At 66.8% G+C, this 26356-nt stretch carries 27 protein-coding genes; 17 read left to right on the top strand and 10 right to left on the bottom strand.

Translation table 11 applies throughout. From position 1 onward, the window contains the following. Positions 1 to 114: 114 nt before the first annotated feature. On the bottom strand, positions 115 to 1071 hold the full coding sequence (locus tag ACFOPI_RS23190) for a porin (protein ID WP_382179473.1): 957 nt from the start codon (positions 1069 to 1071) through the stop codon (positions 115 to 117). Between the two features lie 228 nt (positions 1072 to 1299). Between ACFOPI_RS23190 and coq7 the strand changes: the two genes are divergently transcribed. Continuing rightward, positions 1300 to 1953 carry a 2-polyprenyl-3-methyl-6-methoxy-1,4-benzoquinone monooxygenase gene (gene coq7, locus ACFOPI_RS23185; protein ID WP_382179471.1) on the top strand — a complete coding sequence of 218 codons (654 nt, stop codon included), beginning with the start codon at positions 1300 to 1302 and terminating at the stop codon, positions 1951 to 1953. 15 nt (positions 1954 to 1968) lie between these two features. Here coq7 and ACFOPI_RS23180 read toward each other — a convergent pair whose 3' ends face one another. Next, positions 1969 to 2418, bottom strand: a complete 450-nt coding sequence (locus ACFOPI_RS23180; RefSeq protein ID WP_382179468.1) for an OsmC family protein — start codon at positions 2416 to 2418, stop codon at positions 1969 to 1971. A gap of 228 nt (positions 2419 to 2646) precedes the next feature. Here ACFOPI_RS23180 and ilvA point away from each other — a divergent pair, with 228 nt between their 5' ends. Further along, the gene (ilvA, locus tag ACFOPI_RS23175) at positions 2647 to 4251 is read left to right on the top strand and encodes a threonine ammonia-lyase, biosynthetic (protein WP_382179818.1); all 1605 of its coding nucleotides are present in this window, start codon (positions 2647 to 2649) and stop codon (positions 4249 to 4251) included. Positions 4252 to 4259: 8 nt separating this feature from the next. Next, positions 4260 to 5345, top strand: a complete 1086-nt coding sequence (locus tag ACFOPI_RS23170; protein WP_382179466.1) for a nicotinate-nucleotide--dimethylbenzimidazole phosphoribosyltransferase — start codon at positions 4260 to 4262, stop codon at positions 5343 to 5345. A 19-nt stretch (positions 5346 to 5364) separates the two neighbouring features. On the opposite strand, the gene ACFOPI_RS23165 is transcribed toward ACFOPI_RS23170, so the two are convergent. The 3 genes from ACFOPI_RS23165 to ACFOPI_RS23155 form a co-directional block, all read right to left on the bottom strand. Next, complete coding sequence (locus ACFOPI_RS23165) at positions 5365 to 5952, bottom strand: 3'-5' exonuclease (protein WP_382179463.1); 588 nt, start codon at positions 5950 to 5952, stop codon at positions 5365 to 5367. A 77-nt stretch (positions 5953 to 6029) separates the two neighbouring features. Further along, positions 6030 to 7931: a DUF294 nucleotidyltransferase-like domain-containing protein gene (locus ACFOPI_RS23160; RefSeq protein WP_382179460.1), complete on the bottom strand. Its 1902-nt coding sequence runs from the start codon at positions 7929 to 7931 to the stop codon at positions 6030 to 6032. Further along, on the bottom strand, positions 7928 to 8374 hold the full coding sequence (locus ACFOPI_RS23155; protein WP_382179457.1) for a type II secretion system protein N: 447 nt from the start codon (positions 8372 to 8374) through the stop codon (positions 7928 to 7930). Before ACFOPI_RS23155 ends, ACFOPI_RS23160 begins: the two co-directional genes overlap by 4 nt. A gap of 83 nt (positions 8375 to 8457) precedes the next feature. Between ACFOPI_RS23155 and gspG the strand changes: the two genes are divergently transcribed. The 14 genes from gspG (at position 8458) to ACFOPI_RS23085 (ending at position 22473) form a co-directional block, all read left to right on the top strand. After that, positions 8458 to 8901, top strand: a complete 444-nt coding sequence (gspG, locus tag ACFOPI_RS23150; RefSeq protein WP_382179816.1) for a type II secretion system major pseudopilin GspG — start codon at positions 8458 to 8460, stop codon at positions 8899 to 8901. Further along, positions 8898 to 9359, top strand: coding sequence for a prepilin-type N-terminal cleavage/methylation domain-containing protein (locus ACFOPI_RS23145; protein ID WP_382179455.1), 462 nt, complete (start codon positions 8898 to 8900; stop codon positions 9357 to 9359). Before gspG ends, ACFOPI_RS23145 begins: the two co-directional genes overlap by 4 nt. Then, positions 9356 to 9727 (top strand): type II secretion system minor pseudopilin GspI, encoded by a 372-nt coding sequence (gene gspI / locus ACFOPI_RS23140; RefSeq protein WP_382179452.1) that lies wholly within the window; start codon positions 9356 to 9358, stop codon positions 9725 to 9727. The genes ACFOPI_RS23145 and gspI overlap by 4 nt, the downstream gene beginning before the upstream one ends. Next, positions 9727 to 10431 carry a PulJ/GspJ family protein gene (locus ACFOPI_RS23135; protein WP_382179450.1) on the top strand — a complete coding sequence of 235 codons (705 nt, stop codon included), beginning with the start codon at positions 9727 to 9729 and terminating at the stop codon, positions 10429 to 10431. The genes gspI and ACFOPI_RS23135 overlap by 1 nt, the downstream gene beginning before the upstream one ends. After that, entirely contained in the window at positions 10431 to 11417 is a 987-nt protein-coding gene (gspK, locus tag ACFOPI_RS23130) for a type II secretion system minor pseudopilin GspK (RefSeq protein WP_382179448.1), read from the top strand. The genes ACFOPI_RS23135 and gspK overlap by 1 nt, the downstream gene beginning before the upstream one ends. Before the next feature lie 85 nt (positions 11418 to 11502). Further along, a complete protein-coding gene (gene gspL / locus ACFOPI_RS23125) occupies positions 11503 to 12846 on the top strand; it encodes a type II secretion system protein GspL (protein ID WP_382179445.1) in 1344 nt (447 codons plus the stop codon). Beyond that, positions 12846 to 13382, top strand: a complete 537-nt coding sequence (gene gspM / locus ACFOPI_RS23120) for a type II secretion system protein GspM (protein WP_382179443.1) — start codon at positions 12846 to 12848, stop codon at positions 13380 to 13382. The genes gspL and gspM overlap by 1 nt, the downstream gene beginning before the upstream one ends. After that, a complete protein-coding gene (gene gspN / locus ACFOPI_RS23115) occupies positions 13379 to 14173 on the top strand; it encodes a type II secretion system protein N (RefSeq protein ID WP_382179441.1) in 795 nt (264 codons plus the stop codon). The genes gspM and gspN overlap by 4 nt, the downstream gene beginning before the upstream one ends. Before the next feature lie 34 nt (positions 14174 to 14207). Continuing rightward, entirely contained in the window at positions 14208 to 16358 is a 2151-nt protein-coding gene (gene gspD, locus ACFOPI_RS23110) for a type II secretion system secretin GspD (RefSeq protein ID WP_382179437.1), read from the top strand. 10 nt (positions 16359 to 16368) lie between these two features. Continuing rightward, positions 16369 to 17811, top strand: coding sequence for a type II secretion system ATPase GspE (gene gspE / locus ACFOPI_RS23105; protein ID WP_382179434.1), 1443 nt, complete (start codon positions 16369 to 16371; stop codon positions 17809 to 17811). A gap of 8 nt (positions 17812 to 17819) precedes the next feature. Beyond that, a complete protein-coding gene (gene gspF / locus ACFOPI_RS23100) occupies positions 17820 to 19049 on the top strand; it encodes a type II secretion system inner membrane protein GspF (RefSeq protein WP_382179431.1) in 1230 nt (409 codons plus the stop codon). 7 nt (positions 19050 to 19056) lie between these two features. After that, the gene (locus tag ACFOPI_RS23095; RefSeq protein ID WP_382179428.1) at positions 19057 to 19953 is read left to right on the top strand and encodes a 5'-nucleotidase; all 897 of its coding nucleotides are present in this window, start codon (positions 19057 to 19059) and stop codon (positions 19951 to 19953) included. 3 nt (positions 19954 to 19956) lie between these two features. After that, the gene (locus ACFOPI_RS23090) at positions 19957 to 21717 is read left to right on the top strand and encodes an ABC transporter ATP-binding protein/permease (RefSeq protein WP_382179425.1); all 1761 of its coding nucleotides are present in this window, start codon (positions 19957 to 19959) and stop codon (positions 21715 to 21717) included. Positions 21718 to 21807: 90 nt separating this feature from the next. After that, entirely contained in the window at positions 21808 to 22473 is a 666-nt protein-coding gene (locus ACFOPI_RS23085) for a class I SAM-dependent DNA methyltransferase (RefSeq protein ID WP_382179423.1), read from the top strand. A 27-nt stretch (positions 22474 to 22500) separates the two neighbouring features. On the opposite strand, the gene ACFOPI_RS23080 is transcribed toward ACFOPI_RS23085, so the two are convergent. The 5 genes from ACFOPI_RS23080 to ACFOPI_RS23060 form a co-directional block, all read right to left on the bottom strand. Continuing rightward, positions 22501 to 22899 carry a VOC family protein gene (locus ACFOPI_RS23080; protein ID WP_382179421.1) on the bottom strand — a complete coding sequence of 133 codons (399 nt, stop codon included), beginning with the start codon at positions 22897 to 22899 and terminating at the stop codon, positions 22501 to 22503. Positions 22900 to 22925: 26 nt separating this feature from the next. After that, a complete protein-coding gene (locus tag ACFOPI_RS23075) occupies positions 22926 to 23558 on the bottom strand; it encodes a LysE family translocator (RefSeq protein ID WP_382179419.1) in 633 nt (210 codons plus the stop codon). 17 nt (positions 23559 to 23575) lie between these two features. Beyond that, positions 23576 to 23965 carry a hypothetical protein gene (locus ACFOPI_RS23070; protein WP_382179416.1) on the bottom strand — a complete coding sequence of 130 codons (390 nt, stop codon included), beginning with the start codon at positions 23963 to 23965 and terminating at the stop codon, positions 23576 to 23578. Continuing rightward, positions 23962 to 24516: an isochorismatase family protein gene (locus ACFOPI_RS23065; RefSeq protein WP_382179413.1), complete on the bottom strand. Its 555-nt coding sequence runs from the start codon at positions 24514 to 24516 to the stop codon at positions 23962 to 23964. Before ACFOPI_RS23065 ends, ACFOPI_RS23070 begins: the two co-directional genes overlap by 4 nt. Before the next feature lie 73 nt (positions 24517 to 24589). Further along, a complete protein-coding gene (locus ACFOPI_RS23060) occupies positions 24590 to 26128 on the bottom strand; it encodes a peroxidase family protein (RefSeq protein ID WP_382179410.1) in 1539 nt (512 codons plus the stop codon). Positions 26129 to 26356 lie beyond the last annotated feature (228 nt).

Below are 26356 nucleotides of genomic sequence, written 5' to 3'. Positions count from 1 at the left end.
ACCCCAACAGCACCGGCACAGAAGGTCGCTGATAGGAACAAAAAAAGCCTGTCTTGTTCCCAAGACAGGCTTTGATTTTTGTGCATCAGCCAGCGCTTGCTGGCCGACAGACCATCAGAAGTTGTGATGCAGAGTCAGGTCGTAGCCACGCTTGTTGGTGGTGGCCTTGCTGTCGCTGCCCACAGTGAATTCAATGGTCGTGCGCTTGCTCAGCGGGTAGAAGTAACCCAGACCCACCTTGGAAGCGTTGGTCACGTCGTCGGTCTTGTTGCGGGCGTAACCCACCAGAACACGACCAGGACCAGCAGGAATGGTGGCGCCAACCAACAGGCCGTCGGTGTCGACGCCGGCAGCGGTGGAGCGGCGGCCCATACCAACGGCCAGCTTGGCAACGCCCAGGTCGTAGGTTGCGTACAGGTTGGTCAGGTTGCCATCGTCTTGACCGTTGTCACGACCGACCCCCACGTCCAGAGGACCATTGGCGTAGCCCACCGCGATGCTGTTGTGGGCCTTCGCCGCGCCTTCTTTCAGGCCAGTCGATACGGCCACGTTCACACCACTGAAGTTACCGCTGTAGTGAATGACGTTGGCAGTCCGGATGTAAGGAGCAGTCGTCAGCATACCCACACCACGCAGGGCTGCAGCACCATCGCCACCGAACGGGTCGGCCTTGTTGTTGGCCCCCAGGAAGTTGGCGCTGTAGTAGCGACCCAGGCGCAACTCGCCGAAGCCACCGGCCAGACCAACTGTCGACAGGCCGTTCCAGAACCGCGCCACAGCAGGAGTGGTCACACCGGTGGTGGGGTTGGTGGAAGCAGCGGTGTAACCTGCATCGGTACCATCGTCAGGGCGGAAGCGGTGCTCAATCTGGAACTTGGCTTTCAGTCCGCCACCCAAATCTTCCTCACCACGGAAACCCAAACGCGAACCATGGGGCGTGTACAGATCAGCCGAAGAATCGCTCATCTTGCGAATGCCAACGTCGACCTTGCCGTAGATCGTGACGGAAGACTGTGCAAACGCGGCACCGGTGGCAGCCACAGCGGCCAGAGCAATCAGGGTCTTTTTCATTGAGGGAATCTCCAAGGTTAATGAATGGGCCGGCGGTCTGAGCCTCCGAGCCAACCTCCGTTACTGGAAGTGTCTTCATTGCACCAGAAGGACTTTAGGGGCGCAAAGCTTTCGGCCTTGTTTGTCGTTCATGGACAACAAGGAAAAGCCCTTATTCGGGCGATTACCTAGAACATTAGTAATCATCCTTGTGCGAATCATCAAGCGACAATCCATTTGCCAATTTTCATGACCGCAAAACCCATGGACTCTCTTCTGGTTGCTGCCGACTCTGCTTTGCGAACCCTCTTTGCACAGCCGCGGACGACTCGCCCCTGCAACACAGTGGCTGAAGTCCAGAACACCCGTCTGAGTGCAAAGGACAAGGCACTATCTGGTGCACTGATGCGCGTGAACCACGTCGGTGAGGTGTGCGCACAAGCGCTTTACACCGCTCAGGCGATGGCTGCGCGCAACAGCACCCATCCACAACGAGAACGACTGGCGCAACAACTGGAAGCGGCGGGGAGGGAAGAGACCGACCACTTGGCCTGGACACGGAAGCGCTTGGATGAACTGGGCGCCCACCCGTCCCTCCTCAACCCGCTGTGGTACGCAGGGGCGTTCGGAATCGGACTGCTCGCCGGACGGATGGGGTCCGGCATCAGCCTGGGGTTTGTGGTCGAAACCGAGCGCCAGGTCGAGGATCACCTGGCCTCTCATATGGACCGGCTGCCCACCTCTGACCAGGCATCACGTGCCATCGTGGCCCAGATGAAAGCTGATGAGGCTCGGCATGCCCGGGAAGCCCAGCATGCGGGCGCAGTGGAACTACCTTTGCCAGCCAAGGTACTCATGAAGGCCGCCGCCAAGGTGATGACCACCTTGGCTCACCGCATCTAGACAAAGGCAGGCCGCTCAGCCCTCCAGCAGATCAAAGCTGGTGCTGATTTCCGCAGTCTTGCCTAACATGATGCTGGCAGAGCAGTACTTTTCGTGGCTCATCGCAATGGCGCGCTCCACGGCAGCCGCGGGAATTGCCCGACCGGTCACGGTGAAATGCATGTGGATCCGTGTGAACACCTTCGGATCAGTCGGCGCGCGCTCGGACGTGAGTTTCACGCTGCAGCCCCGCACATCATGGCGGCCCCGCTTGAGAATCAGGACCACATCGTAGGCAGTGCACCCGCCCGTCCCGGCCAGCACAGTTTCCATCGGCCTGGGCGCCAGATTCGCTCCTCCATTCTCAGGCTTGGCGGCATCCGGCGCGCCATCCATGGTCAAAACGTGGCCACTACCGGTTTCTGCGACAAATCCCATGTGGGAGCGGGTGCCGGCGGCGCCGGTCCAGGTCACGGTGCATTCCATAGGTGTGTCGGTTGTGAAAAATCTGACAGATCGAGAGTCAGCTCCCTAAAAGCTAGCAAAAACACGTCGGACTGTGTTGCGCCGCAGCATTTCTCGATACAATAGCGGCATTGTATTGAAGGTTGTCTCCTCTGCCCTCTACGGGTGGATTCAAACCCGGACCGGTTCCACCAGTCCGGGTTTTTTTTCGAGGCCTCGGCTCGCTATCATCGTTGGACAGGACTAACAATGACCACACGATCCAACAAGAAGGGGGCCGCGGCACTGGCGCCTCGCACCAGAGCCCCGCTCAGCCCTTCGGACTATCTCACCAGAATTCTCAATGCGCGCGTCTATGACGTCGCTGTGGAGTCTGCACTGGAGCCGGCCCGCAACCTCAGTCGCCGCCTCCACAACAAGGTGCTCCTCAAGCGCGAGGATCAGCAGCCGGTGTTCAGTTTCAAGTTGAGGGGCGCCTACAACAAGATGGCGCACCTGACGACCGAGCAGCTTCGCAAAGGCGTGATCTGCGCTTCGGCTGGCAACCACGCGCAGGGCGTCGCGCTGGGTGCCCACAAGCTGGGCACGCGCGCGGTCATCGTCATGCCCACCACCACACCCCAGGTGAAGGTGGACGCCGTTCGCTCTTTTGGCGGTGAGGTGGTGCTCCACGGCGACAGCTATTCCGATGCCTATGGGCACGCGGTTCACCTCCAAAAAAAGGAAGGGCTTACTTTTGTCCACCCATTCGACGATCCGGACGTCATCGCGGGACAGGGCACGATCGCGATGGAGATCCTGCGCCAGCTGCAAAGCCTCGGGTCAGACCATCTGGACGCGGTGTTCGTCGCCATTGGCGGGGGAGGCCTGATCTCCGGCGTGGCCAACTACATCAAGGCCGTACGCCCCGAGATCAAGGTGGTCGGCGTTCAGACGGTCGACTCGGATGCCATGCTGAAGTCCGTCCAGGCGGGAGAGAGGGTCACGCTCGGAGACGTCGGGCTCTTCGCCGACGGCACCGCGGTCAAACTTGTGGGAGAAGAAACCTTCCGCATCGCCAGCGGCCTGGTGGACGAGTTCGTGGTGGTGGACACCGACGCTGTCTGTGCCGCCATCAAGGACATTTTTGTGGACACCCGCAGCATTGTTGAACCGTCGGGCGCGATGGCCGTGGCCGCCATGAAGCAGTACGTGGCCAAGCACAAGACCAAGGGCGAGACCTACGCCGCCATCCTGTGCGGGGCCAACATGAACTTCGACCGCCTGCGTTTTGTCGCCGAGCGGGCAGAAGTTGGCGAGGAACGCGAGGCGCTGTTCGCAGTCACCATTCCCGAGGAGCGGGGCAGCTTCAAGCGCTTCCTCGAGTCGTTCGACACGCTGCCCGGCGGCCCGCGCAACATCACCGAGTTCAACTACCGCATTGGTGACGCGAAAGTAGCCCATGTGTTTGTTGGTCTCACCACACAAGGACCAGGTGAGTCGACCAAGATCGCCAGCAACTTCCGCAAGCGGGGTTTCGAGTCGCTGGACCTGACGCACGACGACCTGGCCAAGGAACACATCCGACACATGGTGGGCGGCCACTCGCCTCTGGCCCAGGACGAACGCCTGCTGCGTTTCGTGTTTCCGGAACGACCCGGCGCGCTGCTGAAGTTCCTGAGCCTGATGCGTCCAGGATGGAACATCAGCCTGTTCCACTATCGCAACCAGGGTGCCGACTATGGCCGGATTCTGGTCGGGCTGCAGGTGCCGCCCAAAGACGACAAGGCGTTTGCAAAGTTTCTGGGGACTTTGGGCTACCCCTGCGTGGAAGAGACCCACAATCCGGTGTATCGACTGTTTCTCAAGAGCTGAGCAAGCCCATGAACCAACGGCCCGGCCCCCTTGCGGACCTGTCAACGGACAGCGACGACCGGGTATTGCCGCCATGGCCTGAAGTGTCTCAGACGGCGAACACCCAACTCGACCAGATGGTGCAGAACCGTCTGCGGGGCATCCATGGGCAGGAGCCACCTCTTGGGCGTCTTGAGGGACTGGCCATGCAACTGGCCCGCATCCAGCACCTCTCCGGACACAGACTGGAGGAGAGTCGGCTCGAGTCTCCCCAGCTGGTGGTGTTTGCTTCCGACCACGGCCTAGCAGATGAAGGTGTATCAAAGTCCCCTCAAGACTTGACACATCAATGCGCTTGCGAGCTGCTCGCAGGCAGGAGCCCGGCCAACGCGCTGGCCAGGCTCCATGGCTTCGATGTGACCCTGGTGGATGCCGGTGTCGCGCATCACCTGCAGCTGCCCGAGGGCACCGAGACCGCCGCCACCCTTCTTCTGCGCAAGATCGGCTACGGCACCCGCAACGCGGCACTGGCACCGGCCATGTCGCCAGCGCAGGCACGCGCAGCCATCCAGGCGGGCATGGATGTGGTGCGCCACCTGCCTGGCAATGTACTGGCGTTGGGCAGCATCGGCGTTGCAGGTGAAGCCTCGGCGGCTTTGCTGTTGTCCCGCCTCTGCGGGGTTCCGCTGTCCGATGCCTGCGGGAAGGACCAGGAGGCCGACGAGGTGTTCGGACAGCGCAAGCTGGAGCGGCTGTTCGTCGCCGCCAGCAGGCACCGCCGCGCCATCTCGGCGCCGGCGGCTCTGGCCGCCATGGGAGGTTTCGAGATTGCCATGCTGTGCGGCGCGATGATCCAGGCCGCCAGCGAGCGACGGGTGGTGCTGGTCGATGGCTTCGTGGCCGGAACCGCCGCGCTGGTGGCTCGCGCTTTTGTTCCGGCTGTGGCGGACTACCTGGTGTTTGCTCACCGCTCGGCCGAGCCTGGACACCGGCTCCTGCTGATCCACCTCCAGGCCAATCCGCTGCTGGACATGGAGCTGCGCAGCGCCGAGGGCGTCGGGGCCTTGCTGGCCTGGCCGCTGCTGCAAGCGGCCCAGCAACTGCTCCAGCACTGACCGGCGGCCCAGTCCGCCCTCAGCGCTCGGCCAGCCAGCGCCGGCGTCCGGCCAGCCTGACAAGGTCGCGCCAACGACCACCCTCCAGTGCGATGCGAGGCCACAACCGGAGCAACAACTCGGCCGTGGCCAGCGCGTCGGCGGACGCCTGGTGCCGGGCCGGACACTGGATGTGGAAATGCGCCATCCAATCGTCCAGCGACCTGGCCTGCACCTCCTCATGGGTCACGGCGCAGAGATCGGCCAGATCCAGCCATGGGTTGAGCAGTCGGTGTCCGAGGTGTCGCCGGCAATGGCGGTCGATCAGGGTCTCGTCGAAGGCACTGTGAAAGGCCAGCAGCGGCGATTCGCCGATGAAGTCGACAAAGGCCTGCAGCGCTGCCGCAGGATCCACACCGTCGCGCTGGCGCTGTTCCCCGATACCGTGCAGAAGGATGTTGTCGCGATTGGACACCGCGTCCTGACGCAACACCACCTCGAAGCTGTCGCCCAGCACGATCTCCGGCCGCGATACCGGCGCAGGACCAACCCTGAGACCGATGGCTGCGATGGCCAGGAGCCGGTCATTCTTTGCGTCCAGTCCACTGGTTTCCACATCGACGACCACCCAGCGGCGAGCATCGGAAGGCGCTCCTGGATCCTGAAGCCCCCACCACGACCGCACGGACGCCAGAAGCGCTGCACTCATCGCTGGTAGTCGAGCTGCACACGCTGCTGCAGGCTGCGCACCACCCGCAGCGTCTCGCGCAGGATGCGGCGGTCGATGTCGTTGAGTGCGCCCACCGCGATGCGGTTGGGGTTGTCGCCCACCGAGCTGCCATCGAGCTGGGCACGCAGACGGAGCATCTGCAGAAACTCGAACCCGGCCACCCAGGCCTGGTATTCGCGGGCAGGGACGCCGAGCTTCGGACCCGCGGTTTCGAACCGCTCCCGGGTCGAGGTGGCTGCGATGCCGTTGGCCAGCGCATACAGCCGGGCCACATCGACCAGGATGGCCGTGCCCTGCAGCTTGAGGTCCAGCGTGTCAAGACCACCCACGGGCGTGGTGTCGATCTGGCCGCGCCAGTTCAACGGGGGAGCCTGCACGAGACCATTAACCGCCAGCTGGCGCACAAAACGCGGATTGGCCGACGCTCGCTGGGTCACGAAACCGCGCAGACCGGTGGCCAGGCCCACCTGCCCGGTCAGGGCGCGAAAATCGAAATAGATGCTGGCATTGAGCAGATCCTTGGGTGCCCCATGCTCAATCCACTGCTCGAAACGGTGCTGCCACTGGGACAGCGTGAGGCAACACCCTGGGTTGCCGGCCATGATGTTGCCCCTGCACAGCGGGTAGCCGCAGGCGTCCAGGGCCTGGTTGATGTCCTGTGCCATGCCCAACAGGGCGTCCCGCTCACCAGGATCCACGTCGTCGGCAAGGATCAGCGCATTGTCCTGGTCGGTCGCAATGGTCTGCTCACCCCGTCCCTCGGAGCCCAGGGCGATCCAGCAGAAACGCTGCAGATCAATACCGTGTTCGGCGGCCTTCAACGCCACCAGCCGAGCCGTCAGCAGGTCGTTGAGGTGGCTGATCAGCTGGGTCAGCTGCAGCGCCTGCACACCCTGGCCGAGCAGGTGCCGCGCAAACTCGCGGACCTCCCTGGCGGCCGCCTGGAGTGCGGCGGTATCTGACGCCTGGCGGATGCGCTCGCTGACCTGGTTGAGGCTCATGCGCTGAAGGGCATAGAGGTCGCGCTCGGACACGATGCCCACCAGCCGCCCCTGCTGCGTCACGGGCACATGGCGAATGCCCTTGGCCGACATCAGCAGCGCCGCCTCCTGGGCGCAGCGGTCAGACTCCAGCGCGTGCACCGGCCCCACCATGACCGCCGACATCGGCACGTCCAGTGACACTCCGGCCAGTGCGACGCGGTCCAGCACGTCGTAGCGGGTGAGGATGCCGACGGGGCGCTGCCCTTCGTCCACCACCAACATAGACCCGATGCGCAACCGGTGCATGTCCTCCAGCGCCTGGCGCAGCGGCGTGCCGGGCGCGCAGCTGACGGGCGCGTGGCGGCACAGCCGCTCCAGCGGTGTTTCCATCGACTGCTCGGCCAGGACCCTCGATGCGTAGGCCGCTTGCAGCGCCGCGCGTGAAAGCTCCAGGAACCGCAGCACACGCCGGTTCAGGAAGTCCCCGAACACCGGGCTGCGCTGCGCCAGGGCCTGCATCTGCTCGGCCGGCAGGCGCAGCACGAAGGTGTCATCGGTGGCCAGGTAGGCGGTGCTGGTGGCGCGCTGGGCGAGCACGGCGCTGATCGGGAACAGATCTCCGGCCTCGTATTCAAACGCCCCGCCGGCGACATCGGAAAGGCCCCGTTTGCCCACCACCGCGCCGCGGCGGATGAAAAACAGCTCGCTGGCGGGTCCATCCTCGGGCCTCACCAGCGCCTCGCCGGGAGCGAAGTACGCTTGCCGAGACCCCTCCACAAAAGCCCTGACGTGCCCCGAATCCATCTCGGCGAACGGAGGGAATCGCCCCAGTTCCGCCGCCAGCTGGTCCAGCAGCGAGGCGGACGGGCTGGGGGCAGATGGCGCATGGCTCACCGGGACTCCACGAGCTCCGGGAGATTGAGCTCCAGCGCGGCCGGGTCGCCAGGAGTCTTGCCCAGGCGGGCTACTTTGGGCCCGACCGAGAGCAGTCGGAGTTCACCATCGACCACATCACCAACCACCACGGGGCGCGGCGGCTGTCCATCGATGGCAATCAGCGCGGAGCCGCTCTGGTCTGGCTGACTGGCCAGCCCCAGAAGCCTGAAACGGGATGACAGGGGCGGCGCCACCGGAGCAGCCGCTTGCGCCTCGGGCACGGCCCCGAGAACGCGGGCAACACCCGCCGCGTCCGACTGGATCGGCGGGGTGCCGAGAGCACTCACGGGAACCAGCGGTCCTCGGCCCCACAACTGCAACATCCAGTAACCCGAAAGCAGTGCCACCACCAGCCAGAGCAGGCCGGCCGTGAGGCTTGCAAGGGAAGGTGTCTTGAGCATGAACACATTATCATCCACCTTCTCCGGCGCACCGCGCCGCGCGCTTCCGGGAGCCTGTCTTGAAATCTGCCTCTGTCACTTCGATCCCCACCCTTGGTCCTTCGCCTGCGCACGGTCGGCGCCAGCGCGGCTTCACGCTGATCGAGCTGATGGTGGTGCTGGTCATCATCGGTGTGCTGGCAGCCCTCATCGTGCCCAACGTCCTGAACCGTGCCGACGATGCGCGCGTGACCGCCGCCAGGACGGACGTCAACAACCTCATGCAGGCGCTCAAGCTGTACAAGCTGGACAACCAGCGCTTCCCCACCAGTGCGCAAGGCCTGACCGCACTCGTGGCCCGGCCCACCGCTGCGCCGGTGCCGCCCAACTGGCGCCCCTACCTCGACAAGCTGCCCGCCGACCCCTGGAACCAGCCCTACCAGTACGTGAACCCCGGTGTGCACGGCGAGGTGGATGTGCTGTCGCTGGGCGCTGATGGTCAACCCGGCGGAGAGGGCAAGGACGCCGATATCGGCAGCTGGCAGTGAACATCCGCACACGCGGCTTCACACTGCTGGAGCTGCTGGTGGTGGTGTCCATCATCGCGCTGGCCACCGCCGGCGTGAGTCTTTCCTTGCGGGACAGCGATTCCACGGCGCTGGAGAACGAGTCTCTCCGGCTGGCCGCACTGCTCGAGTCGGCGAGAGCGCAGTCGCGAGCCAGCGGCGTGCCGGTGCGCTGGAAACCCAATGGAGAGGGTTTCGAGTTCCAGGGCATCACATCGCGTTCCAAGTCGGCAGACTCACTGACCCGACCCCGCAGCTGGCTCCACCCGGAAACACGGGTGCGCGTGGTCCAGCCGCCCGGCACTTCGGAGCTGCTGCTCGGGCCGGAACCGCTGATCGCCGCCCAGCGCATAGAACTGGCCCGAGGCGAGCAGCGCCTGGTGCTGGGCACAGACGGCCTCGCACCCTTTGCCGTGATCGCTGATCCATCCACGCCATGAACCGGCACAGCTGCGGCTTCACGCTGATCGAGATCCTCGTGGCCCTGGCCGTGGTGGCCGTGGCGCTGGCCGCCGGCTCCCAGGCGACCTCGGCGCTCACACGGGCCGCCGCACGCCAGAGCGACCAGTGGCTGGCGCAGCTGTGCGCCGAAAACGAGCTCATCCGGCTGCGCCTGCTGCGGCAGTTGCCGGGCACCGGTGAAAGCACCAGCGAGTGCCAGCAGGCGGGCCGTACCCTCAAAGTGAGGCTGTCGGTGCAGCCCACCCCCAACCCGAATTTCCAGCGCGTCGATGCGATCGTGGAGGGTGCGGTTGATGGCAACGAAGTCCGGCTGCTGAGCCTGTCGACCGTGATGGGGCGGTACTGATGCGCGCGGGTAACCCGACTGCACGGCCACACGAACGGGGCTTCACCCTGGTCGAACTGCTGGTGGCGCTGGCGGTGATGTCCATGCTGGCCATGCTGAGCTGGCGCTCGATCGATGCCATGCAGCGAACCCAGGCCCTGACCCAGGAGCGGGCCGACGAACTGCTGCGGTTGCAGGCGGCGCTGGGCCAATGGGCCGCCGACCTGGACGCACTGGTGGACACGAAGGAGCTCAGCCCGCTGGCGTTCGACGGCAGGGTGTTGCGGCTGACCCGGCGGGACGCCGCCGAGAGCGGGCTGCGCAGCGATGGCATCCGAGTGGTGGCCTGGGCCCGCCTGCAGTCCGGCAATGCGGCCGGCACCCAGTGGATGCGCTGGCAATCCGGACCGATCAAGCGCCGTGACGAGCTGGCCGATGCATGGGATCGGGCCGCGGCTTGGATCGACTCGCCAGCAGAAATCGATCCACGCGACACCCAGGTCACACTGGCTGCGATCGACCAATGGCAGCTGTTCTATCACCGCGGGGAAACCTGGGGCAACCCGCAGTCGTCTGTCGGCAACGAGAACGCTGGCATCACCCTGGGGGGCGACGACGCGATCCCCAACGGCGTGCGGCTGGTGCTGACGCTTTCGGCGGGACGGGGCCTCTCCGGAACGCTGTCCAGCGACTGGGTGCGCCCGTCCCTTCTGGCTGCACGCTGATGAAGAAGACGCACGCTTCGTCCAGAGAACACGGGGCCGCCCTGCTGCTGGCCATGCTCACGGTCACCTTGGTGGCGACCCTGGCCTCGGCGGCTCTCTGGCAGCAGTGGCGCTCTTCCGAAGTCGAGGCCGCCGAACGGCAACGCCTTCAGGCCGGCTGGATCCTGGTGGGTGCCCTGGACTGGGCGAGGCTCATCCTGCGCGAAGACGGACGCAGCAACCGCACCAGTGGCGCCGCCGATCACCTGGGCGAACCCTGGGCGACCCCTCTGGAAGAAGCCCGACTGTCTTCCTTTCTCGCCGCCGACAAGAACAACAGCGCGGACGACCTGATGCCCGCGTTTCTGTCCGGCGAGATCAAGGATGCCCAATCCAAGCTGAACTTCGGCAACCTCGTCAGGGTCAGCCAGACGGGTTCGCAATCGAAGGTCGAGCTGTCGACCACCGACCTTGCCATGTTCGAGCGCCTGTTCACCCTGCTGAACCTGCCCAAGCCCGAACTGGAAGCGGCGTCGGCCAACCTGCTCAAGACCACCGAACGGGCCCTCAATGACCCGGAACCGTCCACCTCGCCGCTGACACCCCAGCGCTTCGCTCAGCTGGCCTGGCTGGGCCTGAGTCCGACCACCCTGCAGGCCCTGCGGCCTCATGTGACGGTCCTACCCGAACGCACCCTTCTCAACCTGAACACAGTCACGCCCGAAGTGCTCAGCGCCAGCGTACAGGGCCTGGACCTGGCGCTGGCCCAGCAGGTGGTGGCTGCACGGGACACCGCGCCGTTCACCAAACTGGAGGATGCCATCCAGCGCATCCCTGGCGCCAGTCAGCAATCGGTCGGCAGCCAGCGCCATGATGTGCGCAGCCGGTTTTTTGAGGTGTACATCCGTCTTCGACTGGACGACACCGTGATCGAAGAACGTTCGCTGGTTCAACGTGATGGCTTGAGAACCCGGGTGCACTGGCGCGAACGGGTGGCGCCATCATGAGAGCCCGCTTCATCCGCTGGCCCCGGCTCGTCCCTAAAATAGTCCTCCGCCCAGTACCCACGGGGCATTGCAGCCCCTCTATCACGTGCTGATCCTCACTCCGACCAACTTCAGCGCCGCCATGCCCACATCGACTTCGGTGCTGGACTGGGCGCTTTCTTCCAACGGCCGGGTCGTGTCGGACCACGGGGGCTGCGCGCTGTCGTTGCTGCCCGCCGACGACGATGTTGTCCTGATGCTGCCGCCCCGTCTCGTGTCCTGGCACCGGGTGGCCCTGCCCAAGGTGGCAAGCGCCCGCGTGAAGGCCGCCCTGGACGGGATGCTGGAGGACCGGCTGCTCAACGATCCCGCGGAGCTTCACATGGCCCTCGAACCGGGCAGCCGTCCCGGGCAGACGCTCTGGGTCGCGGCCTGCAACAAGGCCTGGCTCCAGGCCTGGCTCCAGGCCCTCGAAGCGGCGGGACGGCCCGCCACACGCATCGTGCCAGCCCTCTGGCCCACGTCGGCGGGAGGTTCTGAATACGGTGAAACCGTGCACTGGGCGCACGACGAAGGCAACCGCGTCTGGCTGTCCACCGCCAGCCCGCTGGGGGTGCGCAGCATTCCCCTGCGCGAGAATGGTTCGAGCACCTACGGCGCCACCAGCCGGTTCGGCACCGACAGCAGGTTCGGCCCCGACAGCTCCTTTGGTCCGGCCAGCACCTTCGGCGACTCCAGTTTCGGCAGCCTAGGCTCTTCAACCGGCCGAGGCCCAGAGTACACCCTGACCGCGGCGTCCGACCCAGCCACCACGAGCTGGTTCGCGGACCCGTCGATCATCGGTCTGGCCGAACAGGTGTGCAACCAGCGCTTCGACCTCATGCCGACCGCCGACTGGCTGCTGCGCTGCGCACAGTCCGACTGGAACCTCGCCCAGTTCGATCTCCGGCTGTCCAGCGGAGCACGGCGCACGCAGCGCATGCGGCAAGGATGGCGCCACTTTGCCAGCGCCGCACCATGGAAACCGGCGCGATGGGCCTTGGCGGCGCTCGTGCTGACCGTCCTGGGTGGGGTGAACGCGATGGCCTGGAAGGAGCGTTCGGCCCTTCAGGCCAAGCAGCAGGCTATCCGGCAGACCTTGCAGAGCACCTTCCCCGAAGTCGGCCTCGTGCTGGACGCCCCAGTGCAGATGCAGCGCGAACTCACCCGGCTGCAGCAGGCCAGTGGCACCCTGTCGGCACAGGATCTCGAAGGCATGCTCGCCTTCATCGCGACAACCGAGCCCGGCGCATCGCTGAGCAGCATCGACTTCCTCAGTGGCGAAGCAAGGCTGGGCATCGGGGGTCTGCCCGAAGACCGACTGATGGCGCTGCAACAGGCCATGGCCTCGCGGGGCTGGCAGGTCAGCTCGGATTCGGGCATGTTGAATGTCCAGGCGAAGGCTCCCTGATGTCTGCCAAACGATCTATCACTGTTTCTTCGCCCTTCGCCCGGGTGGGCCAGCGCCTCGGCGCCTCCTTGCAGGGTCTGCCTGCCCGCCAGCAGAAGGCGCTGCGCCTTGCGGCCTGGGTGGTGGGGATGGCGCTCCTGTGGTGGGTGGCGCTGGCACCGGCCGTGTCCACCCTGCGGCAGGCACGCACACAGCACAACGAGCTGGACAAGGCCTTGGGGCGCATGCAGGAACTGGCGGCCAGCGCGGAAATCATCCGCACCCAGAACGCCGCCCCTGTGCCCGCACCCGAAGTGGCCAGGCAGGCGCTGGAGCAGGCCACCAGCGGACTGGGCGCCGGCGCGCAGCTCGCGCAACAGGGCGATCGCGTCACCGTCACCCTGCGGGAGATTCCGGCAGCGACCCTGGCACAGTGGCTGCAGCAGGTGCGCGTGAACGCCCGCGTGGTGCCGGTGCAGGTGCAGCTCCAGCGCAGCGGCAACAACCCCTCATGGACAGGACAGGTGGTGCTGGCCGGTCCGGGACTGGGCCAATGACAGAACACCGCAAGCCCGCACGCTGGGCCTGGCTGGGGGCCTTCTTCGGCGCGCTGCTCGCCCTGGTCGCGTTTGCGCCCGCCCTGTGGGTGGGCGCCCTGCTCTCGCACTACACCAGCGGCAAAGTGCAACTGCTCAACACCGCGGGCACGGTGTGGAGCGGGCAAGGCGATGTGCTTCTGAGCGGCGGCGAGGGCAGCCGCGGGCAGACGGCGCTGCCACAGGGACTTCGCTGGAAACTGCGTCCCGGCTGGTCCCAGGGCCCGGTGCTGCGCGTGAGCCTGGTCTCGCCCTGCTGCACCGAACAGCCGATGGCCATCGCCTTGCGTCCCGGCTTCGGCGGTGCGCATGTGCACGTCGACGCCTTCAGCAGCCGCTGGCCGGCCGCCATGCTGGTGGGCCTGGGCACACCGTGGAACACCCTGCGCATGGACGGACAACTGCTGCTGCAGTCGCCCGGGTTCTCCCTGGCCCTGAACGGCGGGCGCCCCCGTCTGGACGGGCTGCTGGTGGTGGAGGCCCACGACCTCGCCACGCGCGTATCCACTCTGCGCCCCCTAGGCAGCTACCGCGTCGAGTTCCGCTCGGAGGGTGGTGGAGACAACGCCGCACTGAAACTGGCCACGCTCAAAGGCGGCCTGCTGCTCGATGGCGATGGTCAGTGGTCGGGCGGTCGCCTGCGTTTCCGGGGCGTGGCATCGGCCGCACCAGGCCAGGAGTCGGCGCTGGCCAACCTGCTGAGCATCATTGGCCGCCGCGACGGCGCCCGTACCCTGTTGACGTTTGGTTAACAGCCAGAGCGAGACTTCGCGATAGGATCAACCGATGAAATCGACCCACTCCCCCGCCGTGCTGGCACTGGCGCTCGCCGTGCTGACCGGCACCCTGGGCGCCCCGACCGCATGGGCCCAGTCCAAGAACGCTGCCGAGCCGGTCGTGCTCAACTTCGTCGGCGCCGAGATTGAAGCCGTGGCCCGCACCATGGCCACCATCACCGGGCGCAATGTCGTGGTGGACCCGCGGGTCAAGGGCACCGTCAACCTGTCGACCGACAGGCCGGTGGCCCCCATCGTGGCCCTCAACCAGTTCGCCGCCGCGCTGCGCCTGCAAGGCTTTTCGCTGATTGAAACGGGGGGGCTTTACAAGATCGTGCCGGAGGCCGACGCCAAGCTCCAGAGCAACACCGTCAGTGCCGGCCCGGTCAGCCAGCTGCCCGCCAGCAACCAGATCGTCACCCAGATCTTCCGCCTCAACCACGAATCGGCCAACAATCTGGTGCCCGTTCTGCGCCCACTGATCGGCCCCAACAACACCATCAACGTCAACCCGGGCAACAACTCGCTGGTCATCACCGACTATGCCGACAACCTGCAGCGCATCGGGCGCATCATCGCGTCGCTGGATGTCGCTGGCGCCACCGACGTGGAAGTGATTCCGCTGCAGCACGCCCTGGCGGCCGACCTGGCCCCCATGGTGCTCAAGCTGATCGAACCCGGCAGCACGGGGGTAGCGGCCGCCGGGCAGGCGGGGGACACCTCGTACAAGACCACCCTGATCGCCGAACCCCGCAGCAACAGCCTCGTGATGCGGGCCGCCAACCCGGCGCGCCTGGCCCTGGCCAGATCCCTGGTGGCTCAGCTGGACCGCCCGAGCAGCATTGATGCGGCCGGCAACATCCACGTCGTCTATCTGAAGAATGCCGATGCGGTCAACCTCGCGACCACGCTGCGAGCGGCCATGGCCGGCGAAGGCAGCAGTGGAGCAGCCGGGTCGGGTGGCGTCACGACCGTGCGCAACAGCACCGGTGGCACCTCTCAGACGCCCAGCACCGCCGCCAACCCTGCCACAACGCCAGTGACGGCAAGCGCCGGCCCGTCCACCGGCGGCCAGATCCAGGCCGACCCGGCAACCAATGCGCTGATCATCACCGCCCCCGAGCCGCAGTACCGCCAGCTGCGCGCCGTGATCGACCAGCTGGATTCGCGCCGCGCGCAGGTCTATGTGGAAAGCCTGATCGCCGAGGTCAACGCCGACAAGGCGGCCGAGTTCGGCATCCAGTGGCAGGGCCCGCTGGGCAACCTCGGCGAGAACACCGTCGGGCTGTTGGGCACCAACTTCGGCACCGGCGGCAACAACATCCTGACCAACCTGCTGCCCATCGCCCAGGCCGACACCGCCAACATCCAGGCGCCGGGGACCGGGCTGAACTTCGGCATGGCCTCGCGCCGCAACGGCATCTACCTGCTGGGCTTCCTGGCGCGCTTCCTGCAGCAGAACGGCGACGGCAACATCCTGTCCACCCCCAACCTGCTGACGTTGGACAACGAAGAAGCCAAGATCGTGATCGGCCAGAACGTGCCCTTCGTGACCGGCCAGTTCACCAACACCGGTGCCGGCACCGGCAACAACGGTTCCGTCAATCCGTTCCAGACCATCGAGCGCAAGGACGTGGGCCTGACGCTGCGCGTCAAACCGCAGATCAGCGAGAACGGCACCATCAAGATGACCATCTTCCAGGAGGTCAGCAGCGTGCAGGCGTCGTCGGTCAACTCGACCACCGGCCTCATCACCAACAAGCGCACCATCGAATCGACCGTGCTGGTCGACGACGGAGGCATCGTGGTGCTGGGCGGCCTGCTGCAGGACGAGTACTCCGGCAACCAGGAGAAGGTGCCTGGTCTGGGCGACATCCCGCTGTTTGGCAACCTCTTCAAGAGCGAGAGCCGCAACCGCAAGAAAACCAACCTGATGGTGTTCTTGCGGCCGGTGGTATTGCGCGACGCACGCTCCACCAACAGCTTCTCGCTCGACCGCTACGAACTGATGCGGTCGGCGCAGAAGGACGCGCAGCCTTCCTCCAGCGCTGTGGTTCCCGTGAATGTGGGTCCGGTCATGCCGCCGCAGCGCGCTCCCGAAAGCACACCCCCGGCCGCTCCTGCTGCCACGCCTGCGCCACCGGCCGCGCCGTCGAACTGACGGAGCCACGATGAAACACCCGCTGCCCTACGCATTCGCGCGCGAGAACCTCTGGCTGCTGGAAGAGGAGGACGGGCGGCTGACCCTGCGGGGCAGCTCCAGCGCCGCCGAAGACGAAGATGCGCAGACGCGCCGGCTCTCTGCGCTGTCGGAGATCCTCCGCTGCCACGACGTGGAGGAGCTGCAGTGGGAGCCCGGTGAACTGCTGACCCAGCGCATCAGCGCCGCCTACGCCCAGGGTGAGTCCAGCGCCGCGGCGGTGGTCAGCGAGGTGCAGAGCGACGCCGACCTCAGCCGCATGATGCAGGAGCTGCCGGCCATTGAGGACCTGCTGGAGACAGCGGACGACGCGCCCATCATCCGTATGCTCAACGCGCTGCTGACCCAGGCCGCGCGCGACGGCGCCAGCGACATCCACATCGAACCCTTCGAGCGCCATTCGAGCGTGCGCTTCCGCGTCGACGGTACGCTGCGCGAGGTGGTGCAGCCCAACCGGGCGCTGCACGCCGCACTCATCTCGCGCCTGAAGATCATGGCCGAGCTGGACATCTCCGAGAAGCGCCTGCCGCAGGACGGCCGGATCTCCCTGCGCATCGGCACGCGCGCGGTCGACGTGCGCGTCTCCACCCTGCCCAGCGCCCATGGCGAGCGCGCGGTGCTGCGTCTGCTGGACAAGAGCGAGAGCCGTCTCAACCTGGAGGCGGTCGGCATGCAGGGAGATGTGCTCGAACGTTTCGAGAAGCTGATCCACCAGCCGCACGGCATCATTCTCGTGACCGGGCCGACCGGCTCGGGCAAGACCACCACGCTGTACGCCTCGCTGCAGCGGCTGGACGCGACGCAGCAGAACATCATGACGGTCGAGGACCCGATCGAGTACGAGCTGCCCGGCATCGGCCAGACCCAGGTCAACGCCAAGATCGACCTCGATTTCGCCCGCGCCCTGCGCGCCATCCTGCGCCAGGACCCGGACGTGGTCATGATCGGTGAGATCCGCGACTTCGAGACCGCACAGATCGCCATCCAGGCTTCGCTCACCGGTCACCTGGTGCTGGCCACGCTGCACACCAACGACTCCGTCAGCGCCGTCACCCGCCTGATCGACATGGGCGTCGAGCCCTTCCTGCTGAGCAGCTCGCTGCTGGGGGTGCTCGCGCAGCGCCTGGTGCGCAAGCTCTGCCCGAAGTGCAAGCGCCAGGACGCCAACGGCCGCTGGCAGCCGGTGGGCTGTGCGCACTGCAACCAGTCCGGCTACAAGGGCCGCACCGGCATCTACGAGCTGCTGGTGACCGGCGACAAGATCCGCTCCCTCATCCACAACCGCGCCGCCGAAAGCAAGATCTTCGTGGCTGCCGAAGCCGCGGGCCTGCGCACCATGCGCGCCGACGGCCAGCGGCTGATCGACGAAGGCATCACGTCGGAAGCCGAAGTCCTGAGCGTCACCCGAGACTGAGCGTTCTCATGCCCGCCTACTCCTTCGAAGCGCTGAACGCGCAGGGCGCGACGCAGAAAGGTCTGATCGACGCCGACACCGCCAAGGCGGCGCGCAGCATGCTGCGGGGCCGGGGCCTGGTGCCGCTGGCGGTCGAGCCGGCGGTGTCGTCCCACAGCGGCGGCCGTGGCAGCGGGCTGAACATGACGCTCTGGGGCGGTCGCGTGTTCAACGCCACCACGCTGGCGGTCTGGACCCGGCAACTCGCCGGCCTGGTGTCCTCGGGTCTGCCGCTGGAGCGCGCACTCTCTGCGCTGGCCGAGGAAGCCGAAAAGGACGAGCAGCGCCGCCTGGTGGCCAGCCTGCGCGCCGAGGTCAACGCCGGTGCGGCCTTCGCCACCGCGCTCGGGCAGCATCCGCGCGAGTTCTCGCCCATCTACACCGGCGTCATCGCCGCCGGTGAACAGAGCGGGCAGCTGGGCACGGTGCTGGAAAGCCTGGCCGACGATCTCGAAACGCGAGAGGCCCTCAAGAACAAGCTGATCGGCGCCTCGCTGTACCCGGCCATCGTGACGGTGGTGGCGATCGTGATCGTGGTGTTCCTGGTCAGCTACGTGGTGCCGCAGGTGGCGGGCGTGTTCGCGGGCAGCAAGCGCGCCCTTCCCTTCCTGACCGTCGTGATGTTGGCCATCAGCGACTTCGTGCGCAGCTACGGCTGGCTGATGCTGGGCCTGCTGGTGCTGGCCGGCGTGGGGCTGGTCCTGGCCCGGCGCAACGACGCGCTGCGGTTGCGCATGGACTCGGCCTGGCTTCGCCTGCCTCTGGTGGGGCGCCTGGCGCGCGGCTACAACGCGGCCCGCTTTGCTGCCACGCTGGCCATGCTCGCGGCGGCGGGGGTGCCGATCCTGCGCGCGCTGCAGACCGCCGCCGAGACCCTGTCCAACCGGTCAATGCGCGCCGACGCGCTGGACGCACTGGTGCTGGTGCGCGAGGGCGCGCCACTGGCGTCCGCGCTGGCCAGCAAGAAGCGCTTTCCGCCGCTGGTGTCCATGTTCGCGCGGCTGGGCGAACAGACCGGGCAGCTGCCGGTGATGCTGCAGCGCGCCGCCGTTCAGCTCGGCGCCGAGGTGCAGCGCCGCGCCATGCACCTGGCGACCATTCTGGAACCGCTGCTGATCGTGGCCATGGGCGTGGTCGTGATGCTGATCGTGCTGGCAGTGCTGATGCCTATCATTCAACTGAATCAACTTGTGAAGTGAGGCCACCATGCCGGTGACGCTGGACGGGCAGCTGGTGGTCGCGATCTCCTCGCGCGCCTTGTTCGACTTCGAGGAAGAGAACCGCGTTTTCGAGACCGGCGACGACCGGGCCTACATGAAGCTGCAGCTGGACCGGCTGGAGCAGCCCGCCCAGCCGGGGGTCGCCTTCTCGCTGGTGAAGAAGCTGCTGGCCTTCAACGACCCGCAGTCCCAGCGGGTCGAGGTGGTCATCCTTTCGCGCAACGACCCGGTGTCGGGCATGCGGGTGTTCCGTTCGGCCCAGCACTACGGCCTGCCGATCCAGCGCGGCAGCTTCACGCGCGGCCAACCGCCCTGGCGCTACCTGCGACCGCTGCGCGCCAACCTGTTCCTGTCGACCCACCTGGCCGATGTGCGCGCGGCGCTCGACGCGGGCGTGCCGGCCGCACAGGTCTATCCGCAGTCTGTGCATGCCAGCGACGCCCACCCGCACGAGGTGCGCATCGCCTTCGACGGCGACGCGGTGCTGTTCTCCGACGAGGCCGAGCGCGTGTTCCAGGCGCAGGGCCTGAACGCCTTCCAGCAGCACGAGCGCGACAAGGCCGCGCAACCGCTGGCGGGTGGCCCGTTCAAGCCCCTGCTGGAAGCCCTGCACCGCTTGCAGGCCGAGGGCACGAACGCGATGCGCATCCGCACCGCCCTGGTCACGGCGCGCTCGGCACCGGCGCACGAACGCGCCATCCGCACCCTGATGGACTGGGGCATCGACGTGGACGAGGCCATGTTCCTGGGTGGTCTGCCCAAGGGGCCGTTCCTGCGCGAGTTCGAACCCGACTTCTTCTTCGACGACCAGACCGGCCACATCGAATCGGCCTCGCTCCATGTGCCGGCCGGGCATGTGGCCAGCGGCATTTCGAACAACTGATCCATGAACAAATTCCAGAGCTTTCGCGCCTTTGCCCGCAAGGTGCTTGCGCTCGCAGTCCCCTACTTCAACTCGGAGGAAAAGTGGAAGGCGCGCGGCCTGCTGGCGGCGATCATCGTGCTGAACCTCGCGGCCGTGTACATGCTGGTGCTGCTCAACGAGTGGAACCGCGTGTTCTACGACGCGCTGCAGAACAAGGACCAGGTGACGTTCTGGCGCGAGCTGGGCCGCTTCACCTATCTGGCCTTCGGCTTCATCATCATCGCGGTCTACCGCTTCTACCTGCGCCAGGTGCTGGAGATGCGCTGGCGCACCTGGATGACCAAGCACTACCTCGACCGCTGGCTGTCCAACAAGGCCTTCTACCAGCTCGAACTCAACCGCTTCGCCAAGGACACCGACGCACCGCCCGACAACCCGGACCAGCGCATTGCCGAGGACCTGAACCTGTTCACCAGCTCGACGCTGGGTCTGTCGATGGGCCTGCTGAGTTCGGTGATCACGCTGGTGAGTTTCGTCGGCATCCTCTGGACGCTCTCGGGCAGCTTCTCGTTCGACTTCAACGGGGGTTCGTACACGATTCCCGGTTTCATGGTCTGGATGGCGGTGCTGTACTGCGCCATCGGCAGCGTGCTGGCGCACTACATCGGCCGGCCGCAGATCAAGCTCAACTTCCAGCAGCAACGCGTGGAGGCCGACTTCCGGGTGCACCTGGTGCGCGTGCGCGAATACAGCGAATCGATCGCGCTGGACCGCGGCGAACCGGTGGAGCGCCAGCACCTGGGCGAGCGCTTCGGTGCGGTGCTGGACAACTACTGGAAGCTCATCAAGGCCCAGAAGCGCCTGATCTGGTTCACCAACGGATTCGGCCAGGCCGCGGTGGTGTTTCCCTTCATCGTCGCCGCGCCCCGCTTCTTCAGCGGTGCGATCCAGCTCGGCGAGCTGATGCAGATTTCTTCGGCCTTCGGCCGGGTGCAGGACTCGCTGTCCTGGTTCGTCGACAACTACGACGCCCTGGCCGCCTGGCGCGCCACCACCGACCGGATCACCAGCTTCGAAGAAAGCTTCCAGGCGCTGCAGGCGGCGCCGCTGCAATCGGCGCCGGCCACCCAGACCGACACGCTGCAGATAGAGGCGCTGGACCTGGCGCTGCCGGGCGGTGTCGCGCTGATGTCGGCCGGCGGACTGAGCCTGAAGGCGGGCGACAGCCTGCTGGTCAAGGGCCCGTCCGGCAGCGGCAAGTCGACCCTGTTCCGTGCCCTGGCCGGCATCTGGCCCTGGGCGAAAGGCAAGCTGCAGAAACCGGCCGATTTTGAACAGCGCGTGATGTTCCTGCCGCAGCGGCCCTACTTCCCCGTGGGCAGCCTGCGCAAGGCGCTGGCCTACCCCGAACCAGCCGACCGCTACAGCGACGACCTGCTGCGGCAGGCGCTGGTCGACGCCCTGCTGCCGCACCTGGCCGACCGGCTGGACGAAGAAGACAGCTGGGGCCAGAAGCTCTCGGGCGGCGAACAGCAGCGGCTGGCGGTGGCGCGCGCCCTGCTCAAGCAGCCGCGCTGGCTGTTCGTCGACGAGGCGACCAGCGCACTGGACGAGGCGGCCGAACACGCGGTCTACGAAAAGCTGCACGCGCTGGTCCGGGCCCAGAACGGTGCCCTGGTGTCCATCGCCCACCGGCCCACGGTCGCGGCCTTCCATGCCCAGCGCTGGGAGCTGGAACCCGGCGCCGCGGACGGAGCCCGTTTCACCCTGGCGGCGCGCTGAGCGACGCCTGGTAACACTCTCGGCCGGCAAGGCCTTGCGCGGCAGGTTGCGCCGCCGTAGGCTGGGTGCTTTCCGTGGTGGAGATACGCCGTGGACACACACCTGCCGTCTGCGACCAGGCGCCCGTCGCCGGCCCGTCACCAGGCCCTGCAACAGTACAGGGCCCGGGCCGACCGGTACGACAGCGAACTGGAACCGTTCGAACCCCTGCGCCGGGAGGCGATACAGCGCCTGGACCTGCGGCCCGGCGAGACCGTGCTCGACGTGGGCTGCGGCACCGGTCTGAGCTTCGGGCCGCTGCTCGACCAGCTCGGCCCCACCGGCCACATCGTCGGCATCGAACAATGCCCCGAGATGATGGCCCGGGCACGCCTGCGCTTGATCGACCAGCACGCACAACAGCTGCGGCTGGTGCAGGCCCCGGTGGAAGAGGCGCAGTGGCCGGGCCAGGCCAATGCCGCCCTGTTCCACTTCACGCACGACATCCTGCGCAACCCGCGCGCGCTTGACAACGTGCTGGCCCACCTCGCGCCCGGCGCGCGCGTGGTCGCCACCGGACTTCAGTGGGCAGCGCCCTGGGTCTGGCCGGTCAACCTGTTCGTGCTCGGTGCGGCGCTGTACTCGGTGAGTTCGCTGGACGGTCTGGCGCAGCCCTGGAGCGAACTGGCCCCGCGGCTCACCCGCTTCGAGGTGCAGCCGACCTGGATGGGTGGCATCTTCATGGCCACCGGCGTCTGGCCAGGCCAGCAGCCCTGATTCCGTGGCCGCGGGCGAGAGGCCGGGTCAAGGCGCCTCGGGGTCGTGGCAGGCCACGCACAGCTTGTTGCCCTCCGTGTCGCGGAAGTAGGCACCGTAGTAGTTCGCGTGGTACTCGGGCCGCAGCCCCGGCGGCCCTTCGCAGCGACCGCCATGGGCCAGTGCGGCCGCGTGGGCTCGGTCGACCATGGCGCGGCTGCTGGCCATGAAGGCCGTCATCGCCCCGTTGCCCGGTGTGTGCGGCTGGCCATCGAAAGGGGTTCCGATGAGCAGCAGCGGGCGCGGGTCGGGCGACGACTGCCAGCCGGCCCAAGGGCGCCCGGGTTCGCAGAAGCGCTCCTGCACACCGAGCACGGGCATCAGGGCGCGGTAGAACGCCAGGGCCCGCGGGAAGTCGGCCACGCCGATGAAGATGTGGGAAAACATGCGGTGCGCCCTCCTTGGAACCGGCCTCAGACCCGTGCCCGCAGTTCCTGCACCGTCGTCACGAGCAGGCGCAGCCCGAAGGCGCCCACCAGGCCGGCCGCCCCGCGGTTGAACACCGTGCGCCCTCGCTGGTAGGCGGACTGGACGCGGCCGTGCGAAAACGCGAGCGCCAGGAACACATGCCACACCACCGCGTTGAACCAGCACAGCAGCACCGCGCCAGCCAGCACCGCCGGCCCTGGCGAGGGCGGCAGCGCGGTGGCGAACACGCTGCCGAAGAACAACGCCGTCTTGGGGTTGAAGACATTGGTGATGAAGCCCATGCGGAACGCCGCCGCACGGCTGGTCGTCACGGCCGTCACCTCGGTGGCGACGGCCGCCGGCGCGCGCCACAGCTTCCACGCGACGTAACACAGGTAGGCGCCACCGGCGATCTGGAACGCCTGGCGCAGCGCCGGGTGGGCGGAGAACGCCGCCCCCATACCCAGGATCGCCAGCAAGGCCCAGAGAAAGGTCACGGTCGTGATGCCCGCCGCCGCCGACAGGGACACGCTGCGCGGACTGCCCGCCGCCAGCTGCAGGATCAGCACGAAGTTCACGCCCGGCGTGACCAGGGCGACCCAGTGCAGCACGGCGATGGTGAGGAAGGTGGTGAGCATGATGGAAACGTCCGAATTCAGTGGCCAGGAAGCAGGCCCGCCTGGTTTTCAGCCGCCTCGCGAAACAGCACCCATGGGCACGAGGCGGCAAACGACAGCAACACCTCAACCGCCTCTTCCGTCTGGCCTGCGAGCATCAGGTCGTCGGCCCGGATGATCGCCGACATCGTTGCCCGGTTCCAATCACTTTCGTTGGCGCGTAGGTCGAGCACCGTTTCAGAGAATTGCGCTGGCGTCCTGATCGCAGGGAGCTCGGCACCGTCCAGACAGAGCACCACATGGGCCTGAAGCCGCGCCAGGCTTGCCGAGGAAAACCGAGCAGCGATCTGGTCTGACCCGAGTTCAGCCAGTTGGTGAAACCAGTCGATCGAGGCCGTGCGCAGGACATCTTGGTCCTCGGTGCTCACAACACCAGCTCCGCTGCCGCCACCACCCAGTTCCCGCGCCCCGGGTACGACAGCCAGGGCAGCACGGCATTGAACTCGCGCACGATGGCGTCGGCTTCCACCGCGTAGCCATTTCCAGCGTCCAGGCGTTTGGCGATATGGCCGTCGCCGATCAGCGTGAGGTCGTAGCCGCGTTCCAGCGCGGCGTAGGCGGTGGCGCGGATGCACCAGCCGGTGACGGCCCCGCACAGCACGAGGTGGGCGACGCCGTGCGCCGCCAGCTCGGCCTCCAGCGTGGTTTGTTCGAACGATGAGTTGTGCCGCTTGTAGACGCGGATGTCGTCCACCTGGGGCTGCAGCGCCGGCACCCACTGCCATTCGGCGCTGCCCCGGGGCAACTCATCGTCGTCGTGCTGCACCCAGATGACGGGCACACCCGCATCACGGGCCTTGTGCACGGCGAGCGTGATGGCGTCGATCTGACGGGAAATGTTGCCCGCAGCGGCGACGACACCGACCTGCACGTCGACGATGAGCAATGCGGACCGGTTGCCTGTTCGGATGGTGGCCATGCGCTGGATCTCCCCAAGGTAGGCCACAGTCTAAGGGCGCACAGGCAGGACCGGCCCGCAGGCCGTACGCGCCTCACCCCAGCGGATTGATCACCCCGGCGGCCGGTATGTTGCCCTGCCCCTTCATGCTCTCGACGAACTTGAACAGGTCGGCCATGGTGAAGTGGGCTCCCGCCTTCGGCAGGGCGCGCGGCGTGCCGGCATTGAGCACGCTTTCCGGGTCGTCCTTGATCAGGCCCACGATCACCTCGGCCACGATGGTGCCGCCGATCGGCCCCAGGTGCTGCCCCTCTTCCAGCACCTCGGCCTCCTTGAGGATATAGAACCACAGCGGCGTCTGGTGGGTCAGCTGGTGTTTCTGGACCACGGCACCCGCGGTACCGGACTGCAGCTGCGCCGCCGTCAGCGGCGCAATGCCCATGCGTGCGGCCACCGCCTGGCCCGAGGGCAGCTTGTAGTGCTTCGCGCCGCGCAGCAGGTTCAGCTGCGCCAGGAACGGCGAGTCGGGTGCGTTGCCGATGCGCAGCCGGTCGGTGAGCGCGGCGTCGATGGCGAAGGCGCGCTGCGCCGTGGCGCCCAGCCCGTCGAACATCTGGCGCCAGTCGAGCAGCCAGTTGGTGGGATAGCGTGTGCCGCCGGGGATGCTGGGGTCGGGGGTGAAGCCGCCGTCACCGGTGAAGGCGAACGCCAGGCGGAAGTCCGCCAGCTGGGGCCCCGCTGCGAAGTTGAACACCTTGTTGAAGTTGTAGGCCGGTCGCACCATGCTGTGACCGAACCGGTAGGCCGCGCCCGAGAACTCCAGCGGCATGTAGGGCGAGCTGGCCAGGTAGCCCGGGCCGATCAGGTAGTACTTGAGCTCCTTGAGCGCGTTCTCCACCGCCTGGGCGCCCGCCACCGCCGGCAGGAATTCGTGCAGCACGATCTGCTGGTAGTGGTGCGTCACCACCTTGCGCACGTCAGCGAACGACAGCTCGGGAAAGCGCAGGCTGACCGCGTTGTGGAAGTGCAGCATGGTGCGGTGCAGCTGCGCCACGATGAGGTTCTCGTCGTTGCGCTTGTCGCCCAGCACCGCCGTGCGCTCGGGCAGGCCGTCGGCCACGCGCGGCAGGTCGTAGAGCGCGCCGTCCAGGGCCTGCACCTGCGCGTCGCCGCCGCCCGGGGCCTGGGGCGGTACGGCCTGCGCCGGCCCGACCAGCATCTGCGCCGAGGCGGTGGTGGTGTTGCGCTGGTAGAGGTAGGGCTGGTCGCGCGGACCGGAGCCGTACACGCTGTCCAGGTCGAGCGCGGGTGTTCGGAAGTTGACCAGGTCGTCCACGTCCACCGCGTTCTCGCCCAGGCTGGTGGGGTCGAAGGTCATGTCGTGGTCGACGAACTGGCCGAAGTAGGTGAAGCCGGCGGGAATCGCGCCGTCCTTGCGTTCGGCCACGTGCATGGCCTCACCCAGTTCGCGCAGGACGGTCTCGTCCTGCATGGGGTTGCCGGTGGTCCAGGGCACGGCGGCGAGCTCTGGAAACAGCAGGCCGAAGCGGCCGGGCTTCTGCAGGTTGCTGCGCGTAGGGTTGGCGTTGTCGGTGCTGTACCCGTGGCTGCGGGCATGGTGTTTCTGATCCATCGTGACACTCCTGAAAGGCGCGGACACGGTGGTCCGCTCAGACATGGGTGACAGATTCACGTGGGCGAAGGCTGCTCTCCAGAGCTTGTACTTCTGCAGCGCTGCTCTCGATGATCCGCCGCGGTGCCGGACAGGTGTCGCGGTGCGGCACGTCTCCAGCGGCGGCGATGCTATGCCCGCCCCCTCGCGGGCGAATCCACCGCCCGAGGGATCACTGCGGGCGGGTTG

Origin of the sequence: Hydrogenophaga luteola, from assembly GCF_042648585.1 — a bacterium.
Lineage (GTDB): Bacteria > Pseudomonadota > Gammaproteobacteria > Burkholderiales > Burkholderiaceae_C > Hydrogenophaga > Hydrogenophaga luteola.
Note: the sequence above shows the minus strand (reverse complement) of the source record. Positions and strands in the feature narration are given on the sequence as shown.

Bases quoted from the DNA above. Each gene is read 5' to 3' on its own strand.
- ACFOPI_RS23190 (WP_382179473.1), bottom strand. From the start codon at position 1,071: ATGAAAAAGACCCTGATTGCTCTGGCCGCTGTGGCTGCCACCGGTGCC.
- coq7 (WP_382179471.1), top strand. From the start codon at position 1,300: ATGACCGCAAAACCCATGGACTCTCTTCTGGTTGCTGCCGACTCTGCT.
- ACFOPI_RS23180 (WP_382179468.1), bottom strand. From the start codon at position 2,418: ATGGAATGCACCGTGACCTGGACCGGCGCCGCCGGCACCCGCTCCCAC.
- ilvA (WP_382179818.1), top strand. From the start codon at position 2,647: ATGACCACACGATCCAACAAGAAGGGGGCCGCGGCACTGGCGCCTCGC.
- ACFOPI_RS23170 (WP_382179466.1), top strand. From the start codon at position 4,260: ATGAACCAACGGCCCGGCCCCCTTGCGGACCTGTCAACGGACAGCGAC.
- ACFOPI_RS23155 (WP_382179457.1), bottom strand. From the start codon at position 8,374: ATGCTCAAGACACCTTCCCTTGCAAGCCTCACGGCCGGCCTGCTCTGG.
- gspI (WP_382179452.1), top strand. From the start codon at position 9,356: ATGAACCGGCACAGCTGCGGCTTCACGCTGATCGAGATCCTCGTGGCC.
- ACFOPI_RS23135 (WP_382179450.1), top strand. From the start codon at position 9,727: ATGCGCGCGGGTAACCCGACTGCACGGCCACACGAACGGGGCTTCACC.
- gspK (WP_382179448.1), top strand. From the start codon at position 10,431: ATGAAGAAGACGCACGCTTCGTCCAGAGAACACGGGGCCGCCCTGCTG.
- gspM (WP_382179443.1), top strand. From the start codon at position 12,846: ATGTCTGCCAAACGATCTATCACTGTTTCTTCGCCCTTCGCCCGGGTG.
- gspN (WP_382179441.1), top strand. From the start codon at position 13,379: ATGACAGAACACCGCAAGCCCGCACGCTGGGCCTGGCTGGGGGCCTTC.
- gspD (WP_382179437.1), top strand. From the start codon at position 14,208: ATGAAATCGACCCACTCCCCCGCCGTGCTGGCACTGGCGCTCGCCGTG.
- gspE (WP_382179434.1), top strand. From the start codon at position 16,369: ATGAAACACCCGCTGCCCTACGCATTCGCGCGCGAGAACCTCTGGCTG.
- gspF (WP_382179431.1), top strand. From the start codon at position 17,820: ATGCCCGCCTACTCCTTCGAAGCGCTGAACGCGCAGGGCGCGACGCAG.
- ACFOPI_RS23095 (WP_382179428.1), top strand. From the start codon at position 19,057: ATGCCGGTGACGCTGGACGGGCAGCTGGTGGTCGCGATCTCCTCGCGC.
- ACFOPI_RS23090 (WP_382179425.1), top strand. From the start codon at position 19,957: ATGAACAAATTCCAGAGCTTTCGCGCCTTTGCCCGCAAGGTGCTTGCG.
- ACFOPI_RS23080 (WP_382179421.1), bottom strand. From the start codon at position 22,899: ATGTTTTCCCACATCTTCATCGGCGTGGCCGACTTCCCGCGGGCCCTG.
- ACFOPI_RS23075 (WP_382179419.1), bottom strand. From the start codon at position 23,558: ATGCTCACCACCTTCCTCACCATCGCCGTGCTGCACTGGGTCGCCCTG.
- ACFOPI_RS23065 (WP_382179413.1), bottom strand. From the start codon at position 24,516: ATGGCCACCATCCGAACAGGCAACCGGTCCGCATTGCTCATCGTCGAC.
- ACFOPI_RS23060 (WP_382179410.1), bottom strand. From the start codon at position 26,128: ATGGATCAGAAACACCATGCCCGCAGCCACGGGTACAGCACCGACAAC.